General features: G+C 63.8%; 20 protein-coding genes. 13 read left to right on the top strand and 7 right to left on the bottom strand.

Features of this window, described 5'->3' with window-relative positions:
• Positions 1-38: 38 nt before the first annotated feature.
• The 3 genes from ruvC to ACFSQT_RS25630 all read right to left on the bottom strand — a co-directional run bounded on the left by ruvC (position 39) and on the right by ACFSQT_RS25630 (position 2,225).
• Positions 39-548: a crossover junction endodeoxyribonuclease RuvC gene (gene ruvC, locus ACFSQT_RS25640; protein WP_095089535.1), complete on the bottom strand. Its 510-nt coding sequence runs from the start codon at positions 546-548 to the stop codon at positions 39-41.
• Between the two features lie 219 nt (positions 549-767).
• Positions 768-1,301 carry a protease adaptor protein RcdA gene (gene rcdA / locus ACFSQT_RS25635; protein WP_379023381.1) on the bottom strand — a complete coding sequence of 178 codons (534 nt, stop codon included), beginning with the start codon at positions 1,299-1,301 and terminating at the stop codon, positions 768-770.
• 543 nt (positions 1,302-1,844) lie between these two features.
• Positions 1,845-2,225 (bottom strand): hypothetical protein, encoded by a 381-nt coding sequence (locus tag ACFSQT_RS25630; RefSeq protein WP_379023380.1) that lies wholly within the window; start codon positions 2,223-2,225, stop codon positions 1,845-1,847.
• A gap of 322 nt (positions 2,226-2,547) precedes the next feature.
• Here ACFSQT_RS25630 and ACFSQT_RS25625 point away from each other — a divergent pair, with 322 nt between their 5' ends.
• Positions 2,548-3,099, top strand: a complete 552-nt coding sequence (locus ACFSQT_RS25625; protein ID WP_379023378.1) for a DUF2269 family protein — start codon at positions 2,548-2,550, stop codon at positions 3,097-3,099.
• 42 nt (positions 3,100-3,141) lie between these two features.
• Here the strand turns inward: ACFSQT_RS25625 and ACFSQT_RS25620 are convergent, their stop codons facing one another.
• Entirely contained in the window at positions 3,142-3,912 is a 771-nt protein-coding gene (locus tag ACFSQT_RS25620) for a sulfite exporter TauE/SafE family protein (protein WP_379023376.1), read from the bottom strand.
• A 117-nt stretch (positions 3,913-4,029) separates the two neighbouring features.
• Positions 4,030-4,509, bottom strand: a complete 480-nt coding sequence (locus ACFSQT_RS25615; RefSeq protein WP_379023374.1) for an Lrp/AsnC family transcriptional regulator — start codon at positions 4,507-4,509, stop codon at positions 4,030-4,032.
• Between the two features lie 132 nt (positions 4,510-4,641).
• Here ACFSQT_RS25615 and ACFSQT_RS25610 point away from each other — a divergent pair, with 132 nt between their 5' ends.
• The 3 genes from ACFSQT_RS25610 to ACFSQT_RS25600 all read left to right on the top strand — a co-directional run bounded on the left by ACFSQT_RS25610 (position 4,642) and on the right by ACFSQT_RS25600 (position 7,381).
• Positions 4,642-5,559, top strand: coding sequence for a DMT family transporter (locus ACFSQT_RS25610; RefSeq protein ID WP_379023372.1), 918 nt, complete (start codon positions 4,642-4,644; stop codon positions 5,557-5,559).
• Positions 5,560-5,691: 132 nt separating this feature from the next.
• Complete coding sequence (locus tag ACFSQT_RS25605) at positions 5,692-6,339, top strand: thiamine phosphate synthase (RefSeq protein WP_379023370.1); 648 nt, start codon at positions 5,692-5,694, stop codon at positions 6,337-6,339.
• Between the two features lie 46 nt (positions 6,340-6,385).
• A complete protein-coding gene (locus ACFSQT_RS25600) occupies positions 6,386-7,381 on the top strand; it encodes a tetratricopeptide repeat protein (RefSeq protein ID WP_379023455.1) in 996 nt (331 codons plus the stop codon).
• 14 nt (positions 7,382-7,395) lie between these two features.
• Here the strand turns inward: ACFSQT_RS25600 and ACFSQT_RS25595 are convergent, their stop codons facing one another.
• On the bottom strand, positions 7,396-8,412 hold the full coding sequence (locus ACFSQT_RS25595; protein WP_379023368.1) for a zinc-dependent alcohol dehydrogenase family protein: 1,017 nt from the start codon (positions 8,410-8,412) through the stop codon (positions 7,396-7,398).
• Between ACFSQT_RS25595 and ACFSQT_RS25590 the strand changes: the two genes are divergently transcribed.
• The 8 genes from ACFSQT_RS25590 to ACFSQT_RS25555 all read left to right on the top strand — a co-directional run bounded on the left by ACFSQT_RS25590 (position 8,371) and on the right by ACFSQT_RS25555 (position 14,628).
• Positions 8,371-8,916, top strand: a complete 546-nt coding sequence (locus ACFSQT_RS25590; RefSeq protein WP_379023366.1) for a LysR family transcriptional regulator — start codon at positions 8,371-8,373, stop codon at positions 8,914-8,916. The two genes, ACFSQT_RS25595 and ACFSQT_RS25590, sit on opposite strands and share 42 nt — an antisense overlap.
• Entirely contained in the window at positions 8,819-9,370 is a 552-nt protein-coding gene (locus ACFSQT_RS25585) for a LysR family transcriptional regulator substrate-binding protein (protein ID WP_379023364.1), read from the top strand. The genes ACFSQT_RS25590 and ACFSQT_RS25585 overlap by 98 nt, the downstream gene beginning before the upstream one ends.
• Before the next feature lie 165 nt (positions 9,371-9,535).
• Positions 9,536-10,102: an elongation factor P gene (gene efp / locus ACFSQT_RS25580; protein WP_379023362.1), complete on the top strand. Its 567-nt coding sequence runs from the start codon at positions 9,536-9,538 to the stop codon at positions 10,100-10,102.
• 86 nt (positions 10,103-10,188) lie between these two features.
• On the top strand, positions 10,189-10,989 hold the full coding sequence (locus ACFSQT_RS25575; protein WP_379023360.1) for an inositol monophosphatase family protein: 801 nt from the start codon (positions 10,189-10,191) through the stop codon (positions 10,987-10,989).
• A 103-nt stretch (positions 10,990-11,092) separates the two neighbouring features.
• Positions 11,093-11,779 carry a PAQR family membrane homeostasis protein TrhA gene (trhA, locus tag ACFSQT_RS25570; RefSeq protein WP_379023358.1) on the top strand — a complete coding sequence of 229 codons (687 nt, stop codon included), beginning with the start codon at positions 11,093-11,095 and terminating at the stop codon, positions 11,777-11,779.
• A 108-nt stretch (positions 11,780-11,887) separates the two neighbouring features.
• Positions 11,888-12,913: a MotA/TolQ/ExbB proton channel family protein gene (locus ACFSQT_RS25565; protein WP_379023356.1), complete on the top strand. Its 1,026-nt coding sequence runs from the start codon at positions 11,888-11,890 to the stop codon at positions 12,911-12,913.
• A 1-nt stretch (position 12,914) separates the two neighbouring features.
• A complete protein-coding gene (locus ACFSQT_RS25560) occupies positions 12,915-13,946 on the top strand; it encodes a peptidoglycan -binding protein (RefSeq protein WP_379023354.1) in 1,032 nt (343 codons plus the stop codon).
• 247 nt (positions 13,947-14,193) lie between these two features.
• On the top strand, positions 14,194-14,628 hold the full coding sequence (locus ACFSQT_RS25555; RefSeq protein ID WP_379023352.1) for a hypothetical protein: 435 nt from the start codon (positions 14,194-14,196) through the stop codon (positions 14,626-14,628).
• Positions 14,629-14,772: 144 nt separating this feature from the next.
• On the opposite strand, the gene ACFSQT_RS25550 is transcribed toward ACFSQT_RS25555, so the two are convergent.
• Positions 14,773-15,126 (bottom strand): DUF1304 domain-containing protein, encoded by a 354-nt coding sequence (locus tag ACFSQT_RS25550; protein ID WP_379023350.1) that lies wholly within the window; start codon positions 15,124-15,126, stop codon positions 14,773-14,775.
• A 142-nt stretch (positions 15,127-15,268) separates the two neighbouring features.
• Between ACFSQT_RS25550 and ACFSQT_RS25545 the strand changes: the two genes are divergently transcribed.
• Positions 15,269-16,756 carry a carboxypeptidase M32 gene (locus ACFSQT_RS25545; protein ID WP_379023348.1) on the top strand — a complete coding sequence of 496 codons (1,488 nt, stop codon included), beginning with the start codon at positions 15,269-15,271 and terminating at the stop codon, positions 16,754-16,756.
• Positions 16,757-16,775: the final 19 nt, after the last annotated feature.

The following is a 16,775-nucleotide window of genomic DNA, read 5'->3' as shown; positions in this document are numbered from 1 at the left end:
AGGAATATTCCAACTATGTGAACAAGTCAAGAACAGTTCTAACCGGCGAGCGCCATTCTGTAGGCGACGCTTTGCCGGTGATGCGCGTGGCAGATGGCGATGGCCAGCGCGTCGGCGGCATGTTCGGTATCGAAAGTGGCCTTTGGCAACAGCACCTTCACCATCATGTGGATCTGCTTCTTGTCGCCATGACCGACGCCGATCACCGCCTTCTTGACGGCGTTGGGGGCGTATTCGGCAACGACAAGGCCCGCGCGCGCCGGCACCAGCATGGCGATGCCACGCGCCTGGCCGAGCTTCAGCGTCGCCACCGCGTCCTTGTTGACGAAGGTCTGTTCGACCGCCGCCTCGTGCGGCATGGCGGTGTGCAGGATTTCGGCGAGCCCGTCATGCAACTGGCACAGCCGCGTCGCCAGTGCCGCCTTGTCGTCGGAGCGTACGGTGCCGGAGGCGACGAAACGCAATGAATTGCCGAGGCTCTCGACGATGCCCCAGCCGGTACGCCTGAGCCCCGGATCGATACCGATGATGCGAATCGCTTCCCCCATCCTGCCAGTCTACCTCCGACGGACAGCGATGCCAGCGAAATGTGAACAAACCGGAAACGAAACGGCGATAGGTCTCAGGGACTGTTTCGAAATTCGCTCCGGCGAGTCATATGATGGTGGTTTCGAGAACCGCAGCGCAGCGGACATTTGGTCCGTGAGCAACGGAAGCGCAGAAAACGCCAGCAGACGGCCGCCGGAGTAGAATTTCCAAACAGTCTCTTACCCCCGGGCGAAGGCCGTGTTGAGCAGGCTGATCTGGTCGGAGACCGGATTGGGGCGGCGCCCCATCGGTTGCATGTCGGCCACGGCGCCGGAGCCGTAAATCTCCTCGTCCATGCGGCGCACCAGCGCCTGCAGGCGCAGCGATCGGGTGACGAGGTCGAGGAAATCCTCGGGCAATTCCGCCCAGCCCGCGGCTTCGTCATGGGCGGAAGCGGTGTCGAGCCGCACCTTGGCCTTTTCCGACGCAACCTGGTCGCGGGTCATCTCGCCGGAATTCGCCGCGCGCTGCAAAAGCAGCCAGGAGGCAACCTGCATCAGCCTTGTGGTCAGCCGCATCGATTCGGCGGCATAGAGCGTGGCCCCAAGCCTGGACAGTTTCTTCGCTTCGACCCGGCCCTTGCCATCGAGATATTCGGCGGCCTGTTCGACCAGGCCCATGCCTTCCTGGTAAAGTGGCTTGAAGGATTGCGTGAAAACCCGGCGCTCCGCCAGCTTGACGGTCTTCGCACTGCCCTTCGAAAGCTCGTTCATGGCTACGCCCCTGCACTTACAGCTGGCCGATTCGGCTCACTGCCGATACACCCAGCAGCCTATCTGACTGAAGCTTGAAAATGCGCTTCGCCACCGGTGAAGGCAAGCACATGTTTAACAGAAGGTTAACAGCGAGCCGACGTCGAACGCCCCCGAAATCCAGACAAAAAAAGAGCCGCGGATAAGGCGGCTCTCAGGAGTTTAACAGGGAGGCGTCAAACAAAGTGGCTCCAACCACTCGGTAAGAATCCAGATCGCTGGATGGACATAGTAAACACCTGTAAAGCTTAATGAAGCCTTAACGGTGCGCGTATTTTTTGATGGAACACGCCGCCCTGTGCCGTAACAGCACGGCCCCGAACCTCGTCTCAGAGCCTGTTTCGAAATTCGCTCTGGCGAGTCATATGGTGGTGGTTTCGAGAACCGGAGCGCAGCGGACATTTGGGTCCGTGAGCTCAGTTCTACTGCGACGCAGTAGAACGGGGAAGCGCAGAAAACGCCATCAGATGGCCGCCAGAGTAGAGTTTCCAAGCAGGCTCTCGTTCAGGCTTTCTTCCAGACAGCCGGCAAAGCGATGAAGGCAAACAGCAGCATGGCCGCGTAGAAGCCCATCGAAGAAATCCCCACCAGCGGTTCGATCGCGGCATTGCCGGCGAGCAGGAAATAGAGGCCGATCAACAGGCCGATGCCGCTGACGGTCGTCAGCCAGAAATGGATGGTGGCGAGCATCTTTTGCCCGGCTGCCGGAAACAGATGGTAGAAGAAGGCGAAGACCGCCGACATCAGCCATCCGGCCACCATCGTGTGGGCGTGAGTCGGCATCTGGCCATGATCCTGGCTGATCGCCATGGACAGGCCGAGCGCCATGCCGCACAGCGAATAGATGATGGCCAGCGTGAAGAAATTCCGTGCTACCCCTTGCATAATGTCCCCTCGAATTGCCTCTTCCCGTCTGCGGGAATGGGTTGATTGTCAGGCGATTCCTGTCGCCACCGGGCTCCCGGTGTCGGCGCACTAGCATCGGCAATGTTTCCGGACGATGTCGCGCCAACCCCTCCCGACACTTCGTATATTAGCAGAAGCGAATCTGGGCATCTGCGGTCGTTGCAGGTTATGCCCGTGAAAAAGCAGCCGAAACAGAGCCGGGTTTCCGCGACATCGTTCCGAAACACGCGCCGCGCTAAACGCCCGCTCCTCTGACGGCTGGCGCAAATCCGCTCCACCGCAAACCTACCCGGAGCAAGCCATGGACTGGTACTCGATCGTCAAATTCCTTCACGTCGTCTCGGCCATTTTGTGGGTCGGAGGCGGCTTCGTATTGTTCCTCCTCGGCGTGCTCGCCGAGCGCGCCGGCAACATCGAGGACAAGTTGCAGGCGATGCGCGCCAGCGGTCAGTTGGGTGGCCTTTTCTTCGCGCCGATGTCGATGCTGACCCTGATCTTCGGCCTCATCATGTGCAGCTTCTGGGTTGGCTTTTCCGATCTGTGGATCATCATCGGTCTGGTCGGCTACGCCACGACCTTTTCGATCGGCATGTTCATCTTCAAGCCGACCGGCGAGCGCATGGGCGCGATGATCGCCAAGGAGGGCATCACGCCGGCTGTTCTGGCCATCGGCCAGCGTATGATGAGCGCGGCACGCTTCGACTATGCGGTGATGCTGGTGATCATCGCCGACATGGTGCTCAAGCCGGCCCCGCACGACATCGGCATCCTTGCCGGCATGGCGATGGTCCTCGTGGCGGGCGCCGCACTGGCCCTTGGCGGCAACCGTCGCCTCGTGCCGAGCGCCGCCTGACACCGCCGGGATGGTGAGGGCGGCTGCACAGCCGCCTCACTTTTACATAAGGCCGGCGATGCCATCCCACAGCAGCTTCAGCGCCACGACCGCCACGGTTGCGTAGGTGAAGGGATAGAAGGTTTCCGGGCGCATCCGCCGCACCAGCCATGCCCCCGCGATGGTCGACAGCGGCGCCAGCGGCATCAGCACCGCCGACGCCGTCAGATTGGCGGTGTCGAACTGGCCGAGCGCGAAATAGGGAATGAGCTTCAGCGCATTGGTGGCGGCAAAGAAGATCGCCGCGGTGCCAGAGAGAATTTTGGGATCGAGCCGGATCGGCAAGGCATAGACCTGGAAGGGCGGGCCGCCGACATGCGCGACGAAGCTGGTAAAACCGGCGACCGTTCCCCAGAGGGCGGCAGCCGCGCGGTTGGGTGCGACCGCGTGGTCGGCACCATGGCGAAACTGCAAATAGAGCCAACGCAGGACGAAGATGATGGCGACGGCGCCGACGATCAGCCGCACCGCCTCTTCGGTGACGAGTGCCGCCGTCAACCAGCCGAGACAGATGCCGATGACGGCGCCCGGCATCATGTCGACCAGCATCTTGCGGTCGTAGACGCCCCGCCATGTCCACACCGACACGATGTCCATCAGGCACAGGATCGGCAGCAGGATGGCGGCTGCCTGCACCGGCGGCATGGTCAACGCCATCAGCGGCACGCCGACGAAACCGACGGCGCCGCCGAAGCCGCCCTTGGACAGGCCAACCAGAATGACCGCCGGAATGGCAGCCGCGTAGAACCACGGATCGAGAAGCAGGCCTGACATGGGGAGGGGGCTGGGCTGGAGGGAAAGCGCGTCGACGCTTGAATAGCCCAGTTTCCCGAGCGGAGCGACAGCAAATATAGCGAACCGGCGGCCGGCTTTCCGCCCGGCTTCGATCGATCAGGATGCCTGCAAGGCCTTTGCCCTTTCACGCGAGGCGGTCGCGTCGAGCGGCGGCGGCCGCCGCCGGATCGGCTGCGCCTTGATGATGGCGGTGCTGGTCTCGGCCTTGTCGGCGATGCGGTCGAGAATGCCGTCGAGATCGCCGATCGAGCGCACGAACAGCCGGGCAACGAAGCAGTCGTCGCCGGTCACCTTGTCGCATTCGCCGAATTCGGGGATCTCCTCGATCAGCTTCTGGACGATGTGCAGCTTGCCCGGCAGGGGCCGGATGCGCACGATGGCCTGCAAGGTATAGCCGAGCGCCAGCGGATCGATCTCGACGGTGAACGCCCGGATAACGCCGCGCTCCTCGAGCCGTCGAAGCCGTTCCGAAACGCTTGGCGACGACAGCCCGACCTGGCCGGCCAGTTCCTTCAGCGAGGTGCGCGCATCCTTGACCAGGATTTCGAGCAGATTTCGGTCGAGATCATCCAGCATTTTACATTTCCCGACAATTTGGAACCGTGGCCTAATATAATTAGGTGATTTACACTTACTCCCTTTCCTATCGGATGGAAAGCTCCGGCGCCGCATGAGATTATGACGGCTTAACTCATGCGGAGATTTGTTGTGAACGATACGGTGCGTGGCACGGTCGAAATGTCGGCCGCGATGGCAATCCTGGGAACGATCGGGTGGTTCGTCGTCCTCTCAGGCCAGCCGATCATGGATGTGGTGTTCTGGCGTTGCGCTTTCGGCGCGCTGACGCTGCTTGTCGTCTGCATTGGGCTGGGGTTGCTGCGCAACGGATTGTCGCTGCGCGTTATCGCCATCGCCATGCTCGGCGGCGTCGCCATCGTCGTCAACTGGTTGTTGCTGTTTAGTGCTTTCTCCCGCGCGTCGATCTCGATCGCCACCGCCGTCTACAACACGCAGCCCTTCATGCTGGTCGGCTTCGGCGCGGTCTTCTTCGCCGAGCGGCTGACCCTGACCAAGCTGACTTGGCTGGCCATCGCCTTCGCCGGCATGGTGCTGATCGTGCAGGCCGCACCTGATGCCGGCCCCAATGCCGGCATGGCCGGCACGGATTATTTTACCGGCATCGCCATGGCATTGGGCGCGGCCTTCTTCTGGGCTGTCGCCGCCATCGTCACCAAGAAGCTCAAGGGCACGCCGCCGCACCTGATCGCGCTGATCCAGGTCTGCGTCGGCGTCGTCATGCTGGCGCCCTTCGCCAATCTGTCCCAGCTTCCCGCCGATGCGTGGAGTTGGGCCATGCTGGCGACGCTCGGCATCGTCCACACCGGGCTGATGTACATCCTGATGTATGGCGCCATCCAGAAGCTGCCGACGCATCTGCAGGGCTCGCTGTCCTTCATCTACCCGGTGGTCGCCATTCTGGTCGACGTCACCGCCTTCGGCCATCGGCTGCATCTGAGCCAGATTGTCGGCGCCACCGCCATTCTGATCGCCGCCGCCGGCATGAATCTCGGCTGGACGCTGTGGAAGTCGAAAACGACCGTCGCGAGCCCGCACCCGATCAAGTGATAAAACCCGCCGGCTGACCGGCGGGTCGAAATCGCGATCCCGGCTGCCCGCCTGTTCAAAGCGGGCACTTTGCTCTATGCCGCAATCCAACCATCTTCGCCCGGCATAGGCGAAACGCGGGATCGAAGAACCATGAATGACGCAACGCCCCCCAACCGCTGTCGCATCGTGCTGATCGCGCCGCCCGGCGTGCCGGCGGCCCGTATCGTCGCGGCATTCGAAGGCGGCGATGTCGCTTCGCTGATCCTGCCGGAGAATGGCATGGACGAGGCCTCCTTCCAGGCTTTCGCCGAACAGATCGTGCCGGCGGCGCAAGCCGCGGGCGTCGCTGTCGTCATCGCCGGCGACACCCGCATTGCCGGTCGCGTCCACGCCGACGGTATCCATGTCGAGGTCTCCAGGGCCGAGCTCGCCGAGACGATCGAGCACTTCCAGGCGAAAATGATGGTCGGCGCCGGCGGCGCCAAGACGCGTGACGACGCACTCGAGCTTGGCGAGACACGGCCCGACTACATCTTCTTCGGCCGCTTCGGCTACGACAACAAGCCCGAACCCCACCCGCGCAATCTGTCGCTCGGCACATGGTGGGCCGATATGATCCAGATCCCTTGCATCGTCATGGCCGGATCCGACATCGCCTCGGTGGAAGCGGTGGGCGCCACCGGCGCCGAATTCGTGGCGCTGTCGAGCGCGGTGTTCGCAGACGGCACCGACCCCAAGACAGCGGTCGCCGGCGCCAACGCGCTGCTCGACGAGACCGCGCCGCGCTTCGAGGACTGACGTGCCCTCGGCCAAGCTTCCCCTCCAGGCTCTGCTTGCGGTGCTGATGGTCCAGGCAGCGGCCGCGGCGAACGTCCCGCTGCCGCAGCCCAAGCCGGAAGTCGGCGTGCATACGGACAAGCCGATCGACAAGCCGCTGCCGCAACCCGCCACCACGACCGAGCCGGCGCCGTTGCCATCGGCTGATGCCGTCAACCCCGACCGCTTCGGCGCAAAACCTGCCGACGCCGCCTATGGCGCCTTCCAGCGTGGTCTCTACAAGACGGCCTACAATCTCGCGCTGGTCCGCGCGCAAAACGGCGACCCGGCGGCGCAGACGCTGGTGGCCGAGATCCTGTCGCGGGGGCTGGGAGTGCCGCTCAATGCTGCGGAAGCGGCGAAATGGTACGCGCTTGCCGCCGAGCAGGGCGTGCCGGAATCGCAGTTCCAGTATGCGCTGATGCTGCTCGATGGCCGCTACGTCAAGAAGGACGAGAAGGGGGCCTATGCGTTGATGCAGGCGGCCGCCGAGGCGGGCAACCGGCTGGCGCAGTTCAATTTCGCGCAGATGCTGGTCCAGCAGGACCCCGGCGACGCCGGCCTCGCCAAGGCGGTTTCCTACTATGAGCGCGCCGCCACCACCGGCCTCGCCGACGCGCAGTATGCGATGTCGCAGATCTACGCCAATGGCGTCGGCGGCAAGCCGCGCGACGACGCGCAGGCACGGCGCCTGCTGGCGCAGGCCGCACGGCAGAATTACGACACCGCGCAGATCGATCTCGCCGCCTGGATGATCGAAGGCCGCGGTGGCGACCGCGACCTGAAATCCGCCTTCGGCTGGATGAATCAAGCGGCGGAGGGCGGCAACGTCGCCGCCCAGAACCGCCTCGCCAAGCTCTATATGCAAGGCATCGGCACCGATCCGGACCTTGTCCTCGCCGCTGCCTGGTACATCGTCGCCCGCCGCGCCGGTCTCATCGATCCGCAGATGGACGACTTCCTGCAAGGGCTGGGCGACGACCAGACCAAGCAGGCGCTGCAGAAGGCGAACCGCCTGCCCTGAGGCGGTTTGCAAAATCACCGCGTGTGATCGAGGACGACCTTGCCGAAAGGCGAGCCATGCTCGAGATGGTGAAAGGCCGCCGCTGCCTCTGCCCATGGGAAGACCCTATCGATCGCCGGCCGCAGCCGGTTGACGGCAAGCGCGCGGTTCATTGCCTCGAAGGATTCGCGTGAGCCGACCGGTATGCCGCGCGCCCTGACCTGGCGGCGAAAGATATCGAGCGGGTTAATCGATCCTTCGCTGCCGCCGAGATAGCCGATGACGTTGATCTGGGCGCCGCGTGCCGCGACCTTCAGCGACTGCGCGAAACTCTGCGGTCCGCCGACCTCGATGATGTGGTCGGCGCCACGGCCGTCAGTCAGCGCCAGCACGGCTGACGACCAGTCCGGATCGCCGCTGTAGTTGACGCCGTCATGGGCGCCGAGTTGTTTTGCCCGCTCGAGCTTTGCATCGCTGCTTGAGGTGACAATGACGCGTGCGCCTGCAGCGGCGGCGAACTGCGCCGCAAACAGCGACACGCCGCCTGTGCCCAGGCTGAGCACGGTTTCGCCCGGCTTCAGGTGGCCCTCGGTGAACAGCGCATGCCAGGCGGTGACCCCGGCGCAAGGCAGCGTCGCAGCCTCGACATCGCTCAGATGCACCGGAGCAAGCACCGCCGCCTGTTCGTCCAGCCGGGCGAATTCGCTGAGCAATCCGTCGATGGGACCGCCGCGCTGGTAGGATGGCTCGGCCATGGCGAAGCTGCCGCCGACCCAGCGCTGCCAGAAGGTGCCGCAGACACGGTCGCCGACCTTGAAGCGGCTGACCTCGGTGCCGACCGCCACGACTTCACCGACGCCGTCCGAGAGCGGCACCAGCGGCAATGGAAACGCCGTGTGATAATTGCCGTGCACGACTTCCACGTCGCGATAGTTGAGCGCCGTCGCCTTGACCCGGATGATCATTTCCTGGCGGCCCGGTGCCGGCATCGGCCGTTCGACCATTCTGAGATGGTCGATGCCGCCTGGATTCTGCAGTTCGATGGCTTTCATTGTCGTCATCCTTTCCTCTGCAAGGAAAATCGCTTGTCAGACGGCGGATTTCAAATTCATAATAGTCAGAATGATTATGTGTTTGAGACATGGTGGATGCGGATGCTCGAAGAATTGCGCACGCTTGTCCTGTTCGCCGAGGAAGGCTCCATCCAGAAGGTGGCCCGCCGCCTGCCGTTGACGCAGCCTGCCGTCACCCGGCAGATCCAGCGGCTGGAGGACATGCTCGCGACCACGCTGCTCGACCGGCGGCAAAAGCCGCCGCGGCTGACGCAGGCAGGCCTGGACGTGCTGGCTCGCGGCCGCGACATTCTCGCTTCGGTCGAAGCGCTGAAATCCTTCGTCGGCAGCGCCGAGCCTGAAGGCGTGCTTCGCCTTGGCCTCGCCCACGGCCTCTCCGACAAGGATGTGGCGGGGGGCCATTGCCAATGCCGCCGCTTTGTTTCCCAACGTGTCGCTGCGCCTCAAGACCGGCTGGAGCGCCGAGCTCGTCGACCAGTTTGATCGCGGGCAACTCGATGTCGCCATCGTGTTGCGCGCGGACATCGGCAAAAGCAGCGAGGATGCCATCGGCACGGAGCGCCTCGGCATTGTCGCCGGCAAGCACCCGGCGCCCGATCTTGCGGATGCGGCCTGGGTTTTGAGCCCAGCGCCTTGCGACGCGCGCCAACGGTTGCTCGCCGTCCTGGGTGAAGGCGGAAGGAGATTATCCATCGCCGCCGAAATCCAGGACCCGGCCATGCAGATGGAGTGGGTGCGCCGGGGTCACGGGCTCGGCCTCATGCCTATGCGTCTTCTCCGTCAGCACCTGCCGAAGGGCGTGATGCTCGTCGAGGCAGGTGATTTCGATCTGTCCTTGCAGGTCATCGTCATGCGGTCGCCGCACATCCATCGACTGGCAAAGGTCGCCGACGCCGTCGCCAAATCCGTCGGCGCGGTGATCAACCAGGGTGACTGACCAAGCCCGCGAAGGCGTTGCATATCGACCCGGCAGTTAAGCCCCGGCCTGCCCGCTCCCTTGCCTCTTCTGGCGATTTGTGGTCTTGGGGGCCCGAAATCGCTTTCCCAGCAAACATCCCATACCAACGGCCTTGCCGTTGGTAGCATCCCGGATCACCTCATCATGGCCAAGATCAACGGCAACGAAATCCGTCCCGGCTACGTCATCGAGCATGATGGCGGCCTGTGGGTGGCGGTCAGGACCAACACCGTCAAGCCAGGCAAGGGCGGCGCCTACAATCAGGTCGAGCTGAAGAACTTGATCAACGGCACCAAGCTCAACGAGCGCTTCCGCTCGGCCGAGACCGTCGAGCAGATCCGGCTCGATCTGAAGGATTTTTCCTTCCTCTACGCGCAGGAAGAGGCGCTGGTGTTCATGGACACCCAGAGCTACGAGCAGCTTGAACTGAACAAGGACTTCGTCGGCGACCGCGCCGCGTTCCTGCAGGACGGCATGATGGTCACGGTCCAGCTCTATGAAGACAGGCCGATCGGCATTTCGCTGCCCGACTATGTGACGCTGACCATCACCGAGGCCGATCCCGTGGTGAAAGGCCAGACGGCCGCGTCCTCCTACAAGCCGGCGGTCCTGGAGAACGGCATCCGCGTGCTGGTGCCGCCCTTTATCGGCGCCGGCGAACGCATCATCGTCGACACCAACGAAATCACTTACGTGCGCCGCGCGGACTAATGCCTGTCGCCCAAAAGTGGCCCCGGTTTTGGGTCACCGACATGCATCAAGACAGCGCTTGAGGCGCAGCAGCAGGAAGAAGCACGATGGCACGCTCAGCCCTTCTCAACGTCATGGTCCAGGCCGCAATGAAAGCCGGCCGCTCGCTGTCGCGCGACTTCGGCGAGGTGCAGAACCTGCAGGTCTCGATGAAAGGCCCTGGCGACTATGTCAGCCAGGCCGACCGCAAGGCCGAGGACATCGTCTTTGCCGAACTCTCCAAGGCACGGCCGGGCTATGCCTTCCTGATGGAAGAGCGGGGCGCGGTCGAAGGTGACGACGGCCAGCACCGCTGGATCGTCGACCCGCTCGACGGCACCACCAATTTTCTGCACGGCATCCCGCTGTTTGCCGTTTCGATCGCCCTGGAACGCCAGGGGCAGATCGTTGCCGGCGTCATCTACAATCCGGCGATGGACGAGCTCTACACCGCCGAACGCGGCGGCGGCGCCTTCATGAACGACCGCCGGCTGCGCGTGGCCGGCCGCACCAAGCTGGTCGACACGGTGATCGGCTGCGGCGTGCCGCATCTCGGACGCGGCCATCACGGCAATTTCCTCGTCGAACTGCGCAACGTCATGGCGGAGGTCTCGGGCGTGCGCCGCTTGGGGGCCGTCTCGCTCGATCTGGCCTATGTCGCCGCCGGCCGCATGGACGGTTTCTGGGAAACCGGCCTGTCGGCCTGGGACATCGCCGCCGGCCTGCTGCTGATCCGCGAGGCGGGCGGCTTTGTTTCGGACATGGATGGCGGCCAGGACATGCTCGACCACGGCTCGGTGGTTGCCGGCAACGAGGTCATTCAACGCGCCTTGCTCAAGGCCGTGAAGAAGCCGCTCTCGGCGCGCTGACTGCACGCCGCGCTGATGCGCCGCAGTCGCAAAACCGCAACGGAAGCTTGAAATACTGGCCGGCGAGCGCCCAAATTGGGGTGCGCGGCGCAGGAACCCGGCAGTGAAAGACAACCAACCCTACCCCGACATCCCGTTCATCGGACGCTGGCACTATTCGCGCGCCGAGATGATCGCCGACGGCATCGTGCATGCGGTCGGCATCGTGCTGGCGATAGCGGCCGGCTCGGCATTGCTGGCGCTGGCGGCCTTTCGTGTCGGGCCGGGCGAATACATCGCCGCCGCCTTCTACGTGGTTTCGCTGCTCACCGTGCTGTCGGTGTCGCTGACCTATAATCTGTGGCCGGTGTCGTCGCCAGTGAAATGGATCTTGCGGCGCTTCGACCACGCCGCGATCTATCTCCTGATCGCCGCCACCTACACGCCTTTCCTGGCTCAGCTCGAGGGCTCGCCGCTGGCGCGCTGGATGATCGTCCTGGTCTGGACCGCAGCGGCGCTGGGCATCGCCATCAAGGTGTTTTTCCCCGGCCGTTTCGACCGGCTGGCGATCGTCTTTTATCTCGCCATTGGCTGGAGCGGCATCATCCTGGTGAAGCCGCTTGTCCAGACGCTGCCGACGACGTCGATCGCGCTCATCGTCGCCGGCGGCATCGTCTATTCCTGCGGCGTCATCTTCTTCGCCTGGAAGGGACTGCGCTTCCACAATGCGCTGTGGCACGGTTTCGTCGTCACCGGCGCCGGCCTGCATCTGGCCGCCATGGTCGACTGTCTGGTCATCAATCGCCTCTGACACGGACTATCGGCGCGGCAATATTGCCAAGCGCCATTCAATTTGGTCACAATTCCGTTTAGAGTCGCGGTCTACGTGATCGGCGGCGGCATCGGAAACGGGGCACGGATGGCTTTTCTCAGATCCTTCGGCATGGGCAGACGTTCTGATGTCCTGATCTACGATCCGCACAAACTGTCGAGCCCGCAGGTCTTCCTGCTGACCATGGTGATCTTCCTGGTCATCGTCGCCTTCATCGCCGCCATCCTGACCCGCCAGATCTCGACCGCCTTTGGCAGCAATCCCGGCCTCAACGGCCTGATCATCGGCGTTCTGGTGGTCGGCATCCTCTTGGCCTTCGCCCAGGTCGGACGGCTGTTTCGCGAAGTGCGCTGGGTCAACTCCTTCCGTGCCGGCTCGGAGACCACCGAACCGGTGCTGCTGGCGCCGATGAAGGCGATGATCGGCCGCTCCTCGGCGACGGCCTTCTCGACCAGTTCGATGCGCACCATGCTCGATTCCATCGCCACACGCCTCGACGAAAGCCGCGACACCTCACGCTATCTCGTCGGCCTGCTGGTGTTCCTCGGCCTGCTCGGCACCTTCTGGGGTCTGTTGAACACCATCGCCTCGATCCGCGAGACCATCGAATCGCTCGATCCAGGCACGGGTGATGCCGCCGCGGTGCTCGATTCGCTGAAGCAAGGGCTTTCGGCGCCGCTGGCCGGCATGGGCACGGCCTTCTCGTCCTCGCTGTTCGGCCTGTCGGGCTCGCTGGTGCTCGGCTTCCTCGACCTGCAGGCCGGCCGCGCCCAGACGCGCTTCTACACCGAACTGGAAAACTGGCTGTCTTCGGTCACCGATCTGTCGTCCGACATCGTCGTCTCCGACCCGGCCAAGACGGAATCCTCGGATGAGATCCGGGTTTTGTCGGAAAGGCTGCGCAGCATGCAGGAGAATGGCGGCGGCTCCAATCCGCGCGTCGCCACCGCCATGGCCAATCTCGCCGACGGCATTTCCGGCCTAGTCAAGAACATGCGCTCGGAGCAGCAAATCATGCGCGACTGGGTCGAGGCCCAGTCCGACGAGCAGAAGGCGATGCGCAACACGCTGGAAAAGATCGCCGACGCCCTGAAGAAGCCCGGAGTGCATTGACGTGGCGCTGGCACGTGGGCGGCGCACCGATCGCCGCATCGATTACTGGCCGGGCTTCGTCGACGCGCTGTCGACGCTGCTTCTGGCGATCATGTTCCTGCTCACGGTTTTCGTGCTGGCGCAGTTCCTGCTCGGTCGCGAAATCTCCGGCAAGGATGCCGTGCTCTCGCGCCTCAATTCGCAGATCAACGAACTGACCCAGCTTCTGGCGCTGGAGCGCTCGACGACGCAGGACAAGGAAGATTCGCTTGCCAATCTGCAGGCATCGCTGTCTGCGGCGGAAGCCGAAAAGAGCCGGCTCGAACAATTGCTGGCGCAAGGTGCTGGCGCCGGCGACGCCGCCAACCAGCGTGCCGTGGCACTTTCGGGCGAACTCGACAGCCAGCGCCAGATCAGTCAGCAGGCGCTGAGCCAGGTCGAGATCCTCAACCAGCAGATCGCCGCACTGCGCAAGCAGATCGGCGCGCTCGAGGATGCGCTCAACGTCTCCGAAACCCGCGACCGTGATTCCAACACCAAGATCGCCGATCTCGGCCGCCGCCTGAACGTCGCCCTTGCGCAACGCGTCCAGGAATTGAACCGCTACCGCTCCGACTTCTTCGGCCGCCTGCGCGAGATCCTCGCTGACCGCGAGAACATCCGCATCGTCGGCGACCGCTTCGTCTTCCAGTCCGAAGTGCTGTTCCCGACCGGCTCCGAGGTGATCAACGATGCCGGCAAGGTCGAGATGAAGAAACTCGCCGACGCCATCATCGAGCTGCAGAAGGAAATCCCGCCGGAGATCAACTGGGTGCTGCGCGTCGACGGCCATACCGACAACAAGCCGCTTTCCGGCACCGGCCGCTACCGCGACAACTGGGAGCTGTCGACGGCGCGTTCGACCTCGGTGGTGAAGTTCCTGATCGAGAACGGCGTACCGGCCAACCGGCTGGTCGCCGCCGGGTTCGGAGAATTCCAGCCGCTCGATCCCGCCGACACCGAGGAGGCACGCAACAAGAATCGCCGCATTGAACTGAAGCTCACCGAACGTTGATCCATCATCACGAGGCATCACGCGAAATTGTTCGCCGGCTCAACTGTAGGGCGCAGGGCGAGGCCGGCAAGGCCTGAAAAGATTATCTTTTTTTAATTACACATCGTCGCAGTGCGGTCCTAGCTTCCCGCCTGGGCCGAGAACCGCCGGCGGTGCCCCGCCATCGCGACGCGACGGAACCGGACGGCCCTCGGCCGGAAGGCAGGCGAGACAGCCGCCACCTTCCTCTTCAGGAGGAGACCCGAAGATGCGCTCTTTTACCCCCAGCACCTCGCTTAGAACTGCAACACTCACGGCGGTCCTCATCGCCGTTCCCCTCGCCGGCGCCTATGCCGCGGGCCATCACAAGGGCGCTCTCGACGCCTCCGACCCGAGCGACCTTGCGGGCCCGCGCGTCAAGGGTCTGATCGAACAGGTTCAGGGCGTCCACCAGGGCATCGTCGACGCAAGACGAGCCAACAACATCACGCCGGCCGTGGCCGAACGTCTGGAAATGCGGGCCGCCCGCATCGGTCAGGCGGCCGAGAAGATAGCGGCATCGGATCACGGCAGGATACCGGCCGCGCAATACCATGACCTGCTGCGCCGTCTCGACAATGTCGACCAGAGTCTGAGGGTCGATACCGGGACTGGTTTCCTGATGGGCGATGGCGCCGACGGCGGAAACTATCCGAACGGCTGACAGGCCATTCCGTGCGGCGCATCCCTATGGCTGCGCCGACGGCCCTGCAGCTTTGATTTTGCGCATGATCGCTGGCGCCTTCGGGACCCCAATCCCGTCGGCGTCCCTTTTCCTACCAGCCCAATTTCCTGCCAGCCCCAATTCCTACCAACCAAGCCAGACCGCAATCAGGGCAACCACCGCCGGCACGGTCTGGATGAACAGGATCTTGCGACCGACCGTTGCCGCGCCATAGAGGCCGGCAATGGCCACGCACAACAGGAAGAAAACCTTGACCTGAAAACCGGCAGCGCCAAGGTAAAGCCCCCAGATCAGTCCGGCGGCGAGGAAGCCGTTGTAGAGGCCCTGATTGGCGGCGAGCACCTTCGAGGCGCTGGCGAATTCGGGCGTCAGATTGAACGCCTTGTGCCCGTTCGGCGTGTCCCACAGCACCATCTCGAGATAGACGATGTAGACATGGATCAAAGCCACCAGCCCGACCAGGATGTTGCCGATCATTGCGTTCCCCCTTCATGTGTCGCCGGTAGCATTTCACGCGTGACCTCACCTGCGCAAGATGCTGCCGCCGCACAGGGCCGCAGGGTTGCAAACGTCCTTGCGTTGGTATCTTTTCGCGCCGTCCTCAATCACGGAAGCCGCCATGTCCTTTCACAAACTCGATGATCTCGGCCACAAGCTCGAAGCGCTCGAGCATGCTCTCGCCATCCTCGGCGCCGACGAGGCCACCCACATGGCGGTCGGCGGCGGCGAGAAGCGCGCCGAGGCTATGTCGGCACTGGCAGGCATGTATCACACCAGGGCAACGGCACCGGAGATCGCCGACTGGATCGCCGCGGCCGATCAGGAGGCGTTGAGTGAAGAGCCACGGGCCGCCGTCGCCGAACTGCGGCGGCAGTACACCAATCTGACCTGCCTGCCGGTCGAATTCGTCGAACGTCAGACGACCGCGCGCATGCGTTGCGAGCAACTGTGGCGCGACCTGCGCGCCAAGAACGACTGGGCGGGCTTCCTGCCGGCGCTGGAGGGCGTGGTGGCGCTGGTGCGCGAAGAGGCGGCGCTGCGTGCCGACGTGCTCGGTCTCGCCCCCTATGACGCGCTGATGGAGCAATACGACCCCGGCAACCGCGCCGCCGACATCACGCCTGTCTTCACCGACCTGAAGGCTTTCCTCAGGGGTTTCGTGCCGGAGGCGCTGGCGATACAGGAAGCGCGGCTGCGCAAGCGCCCGCTGAAGCCGCTTTCGGGCACCTATGCGATCGACCGGCAGCGTGAGCTCGGCCTTGCCATGATGACGTCGGTCGGCTTCGACCTGACGCACGGGTCGCTGTCGGTGTCGCACCACCCCTTCTGCGGCGGCGTGCCAAGCGACGTGCGCATTACCACCCGCTACAAGACCTCCGATTTCCTGTCGGCATTGATGGGCGTGCTGCACGAAACCGGCCATGCGCTGTACGAACAGAACCTGCCGAAGGTATGGTCGCACTGGCCGCTTGGCAAGGCGCGCGGCATGGCCGTGCATGAAAGCCAGAGCCTGTTCGTCGAAAAGCAGCTCGGCCGCAACCCGGCCTTCTGGCGCTGGGCGCTGCCGGTGGTCGAAAAGCATCTCGGCGAGGCCTGGTCGCTCGACGACATCCTGCCGCATGTGCATCGCGTTGAACGCGGCCTGATCCGTGTCGACGCCGACGAGGTGACCTACCCGCTGCATGTCATCCTGCGCTACGAGTTGGAGCAGGAACTTGTATCGGGGCGGCTGGAGGTGGCCGATCTGCCGGAAGCCTGGGACGCCAAGATGCGCGACTATCTCGGCCTCTCCACCATTGACAATCCGGCCGACGGGCCGATGCAGGACGTGCATTGGCCGGGCGCCGCTTTCGGCTACTTCCCCTCCTACACGCTGGGCGCGATGATGGCGGCGCAGCAATGGGCGGCGTTGACGCGCGAGCATCCTGCCGCCGATGACGATCTTGCCAAAGGCAATTTCGAGTCCATCAACGCCTGGCGCCGCGAAAAGATCTGGTCGCAGGGATCGCGCTGGTCGACGCCGGATCTGCTCGAACGCGCCACCGGCGAAAGGCTCGACGCCAGCTATTTCGTGAACCATCTGAAGCAGCGATACGGAGCCGCGTAGGGCGGTCGGCACTTCAGCG

Source organism: Mesorhizobium calcicola, from assembly GCF_042682105.1.
GTDB classification, from domain to species: domain Bacteria; phylum Pseudomonadota; class Alphaproteobacteria; order Rhizobiales; family Rhizobiaceae; genus Mesorhizobium; species Mesorhizobium calcicola.
The sequence above is the reverse complement of the archived record's forward strand: the minus strand, read 5'-3'. Positions and strand labels throughout refer to the sequence as shown.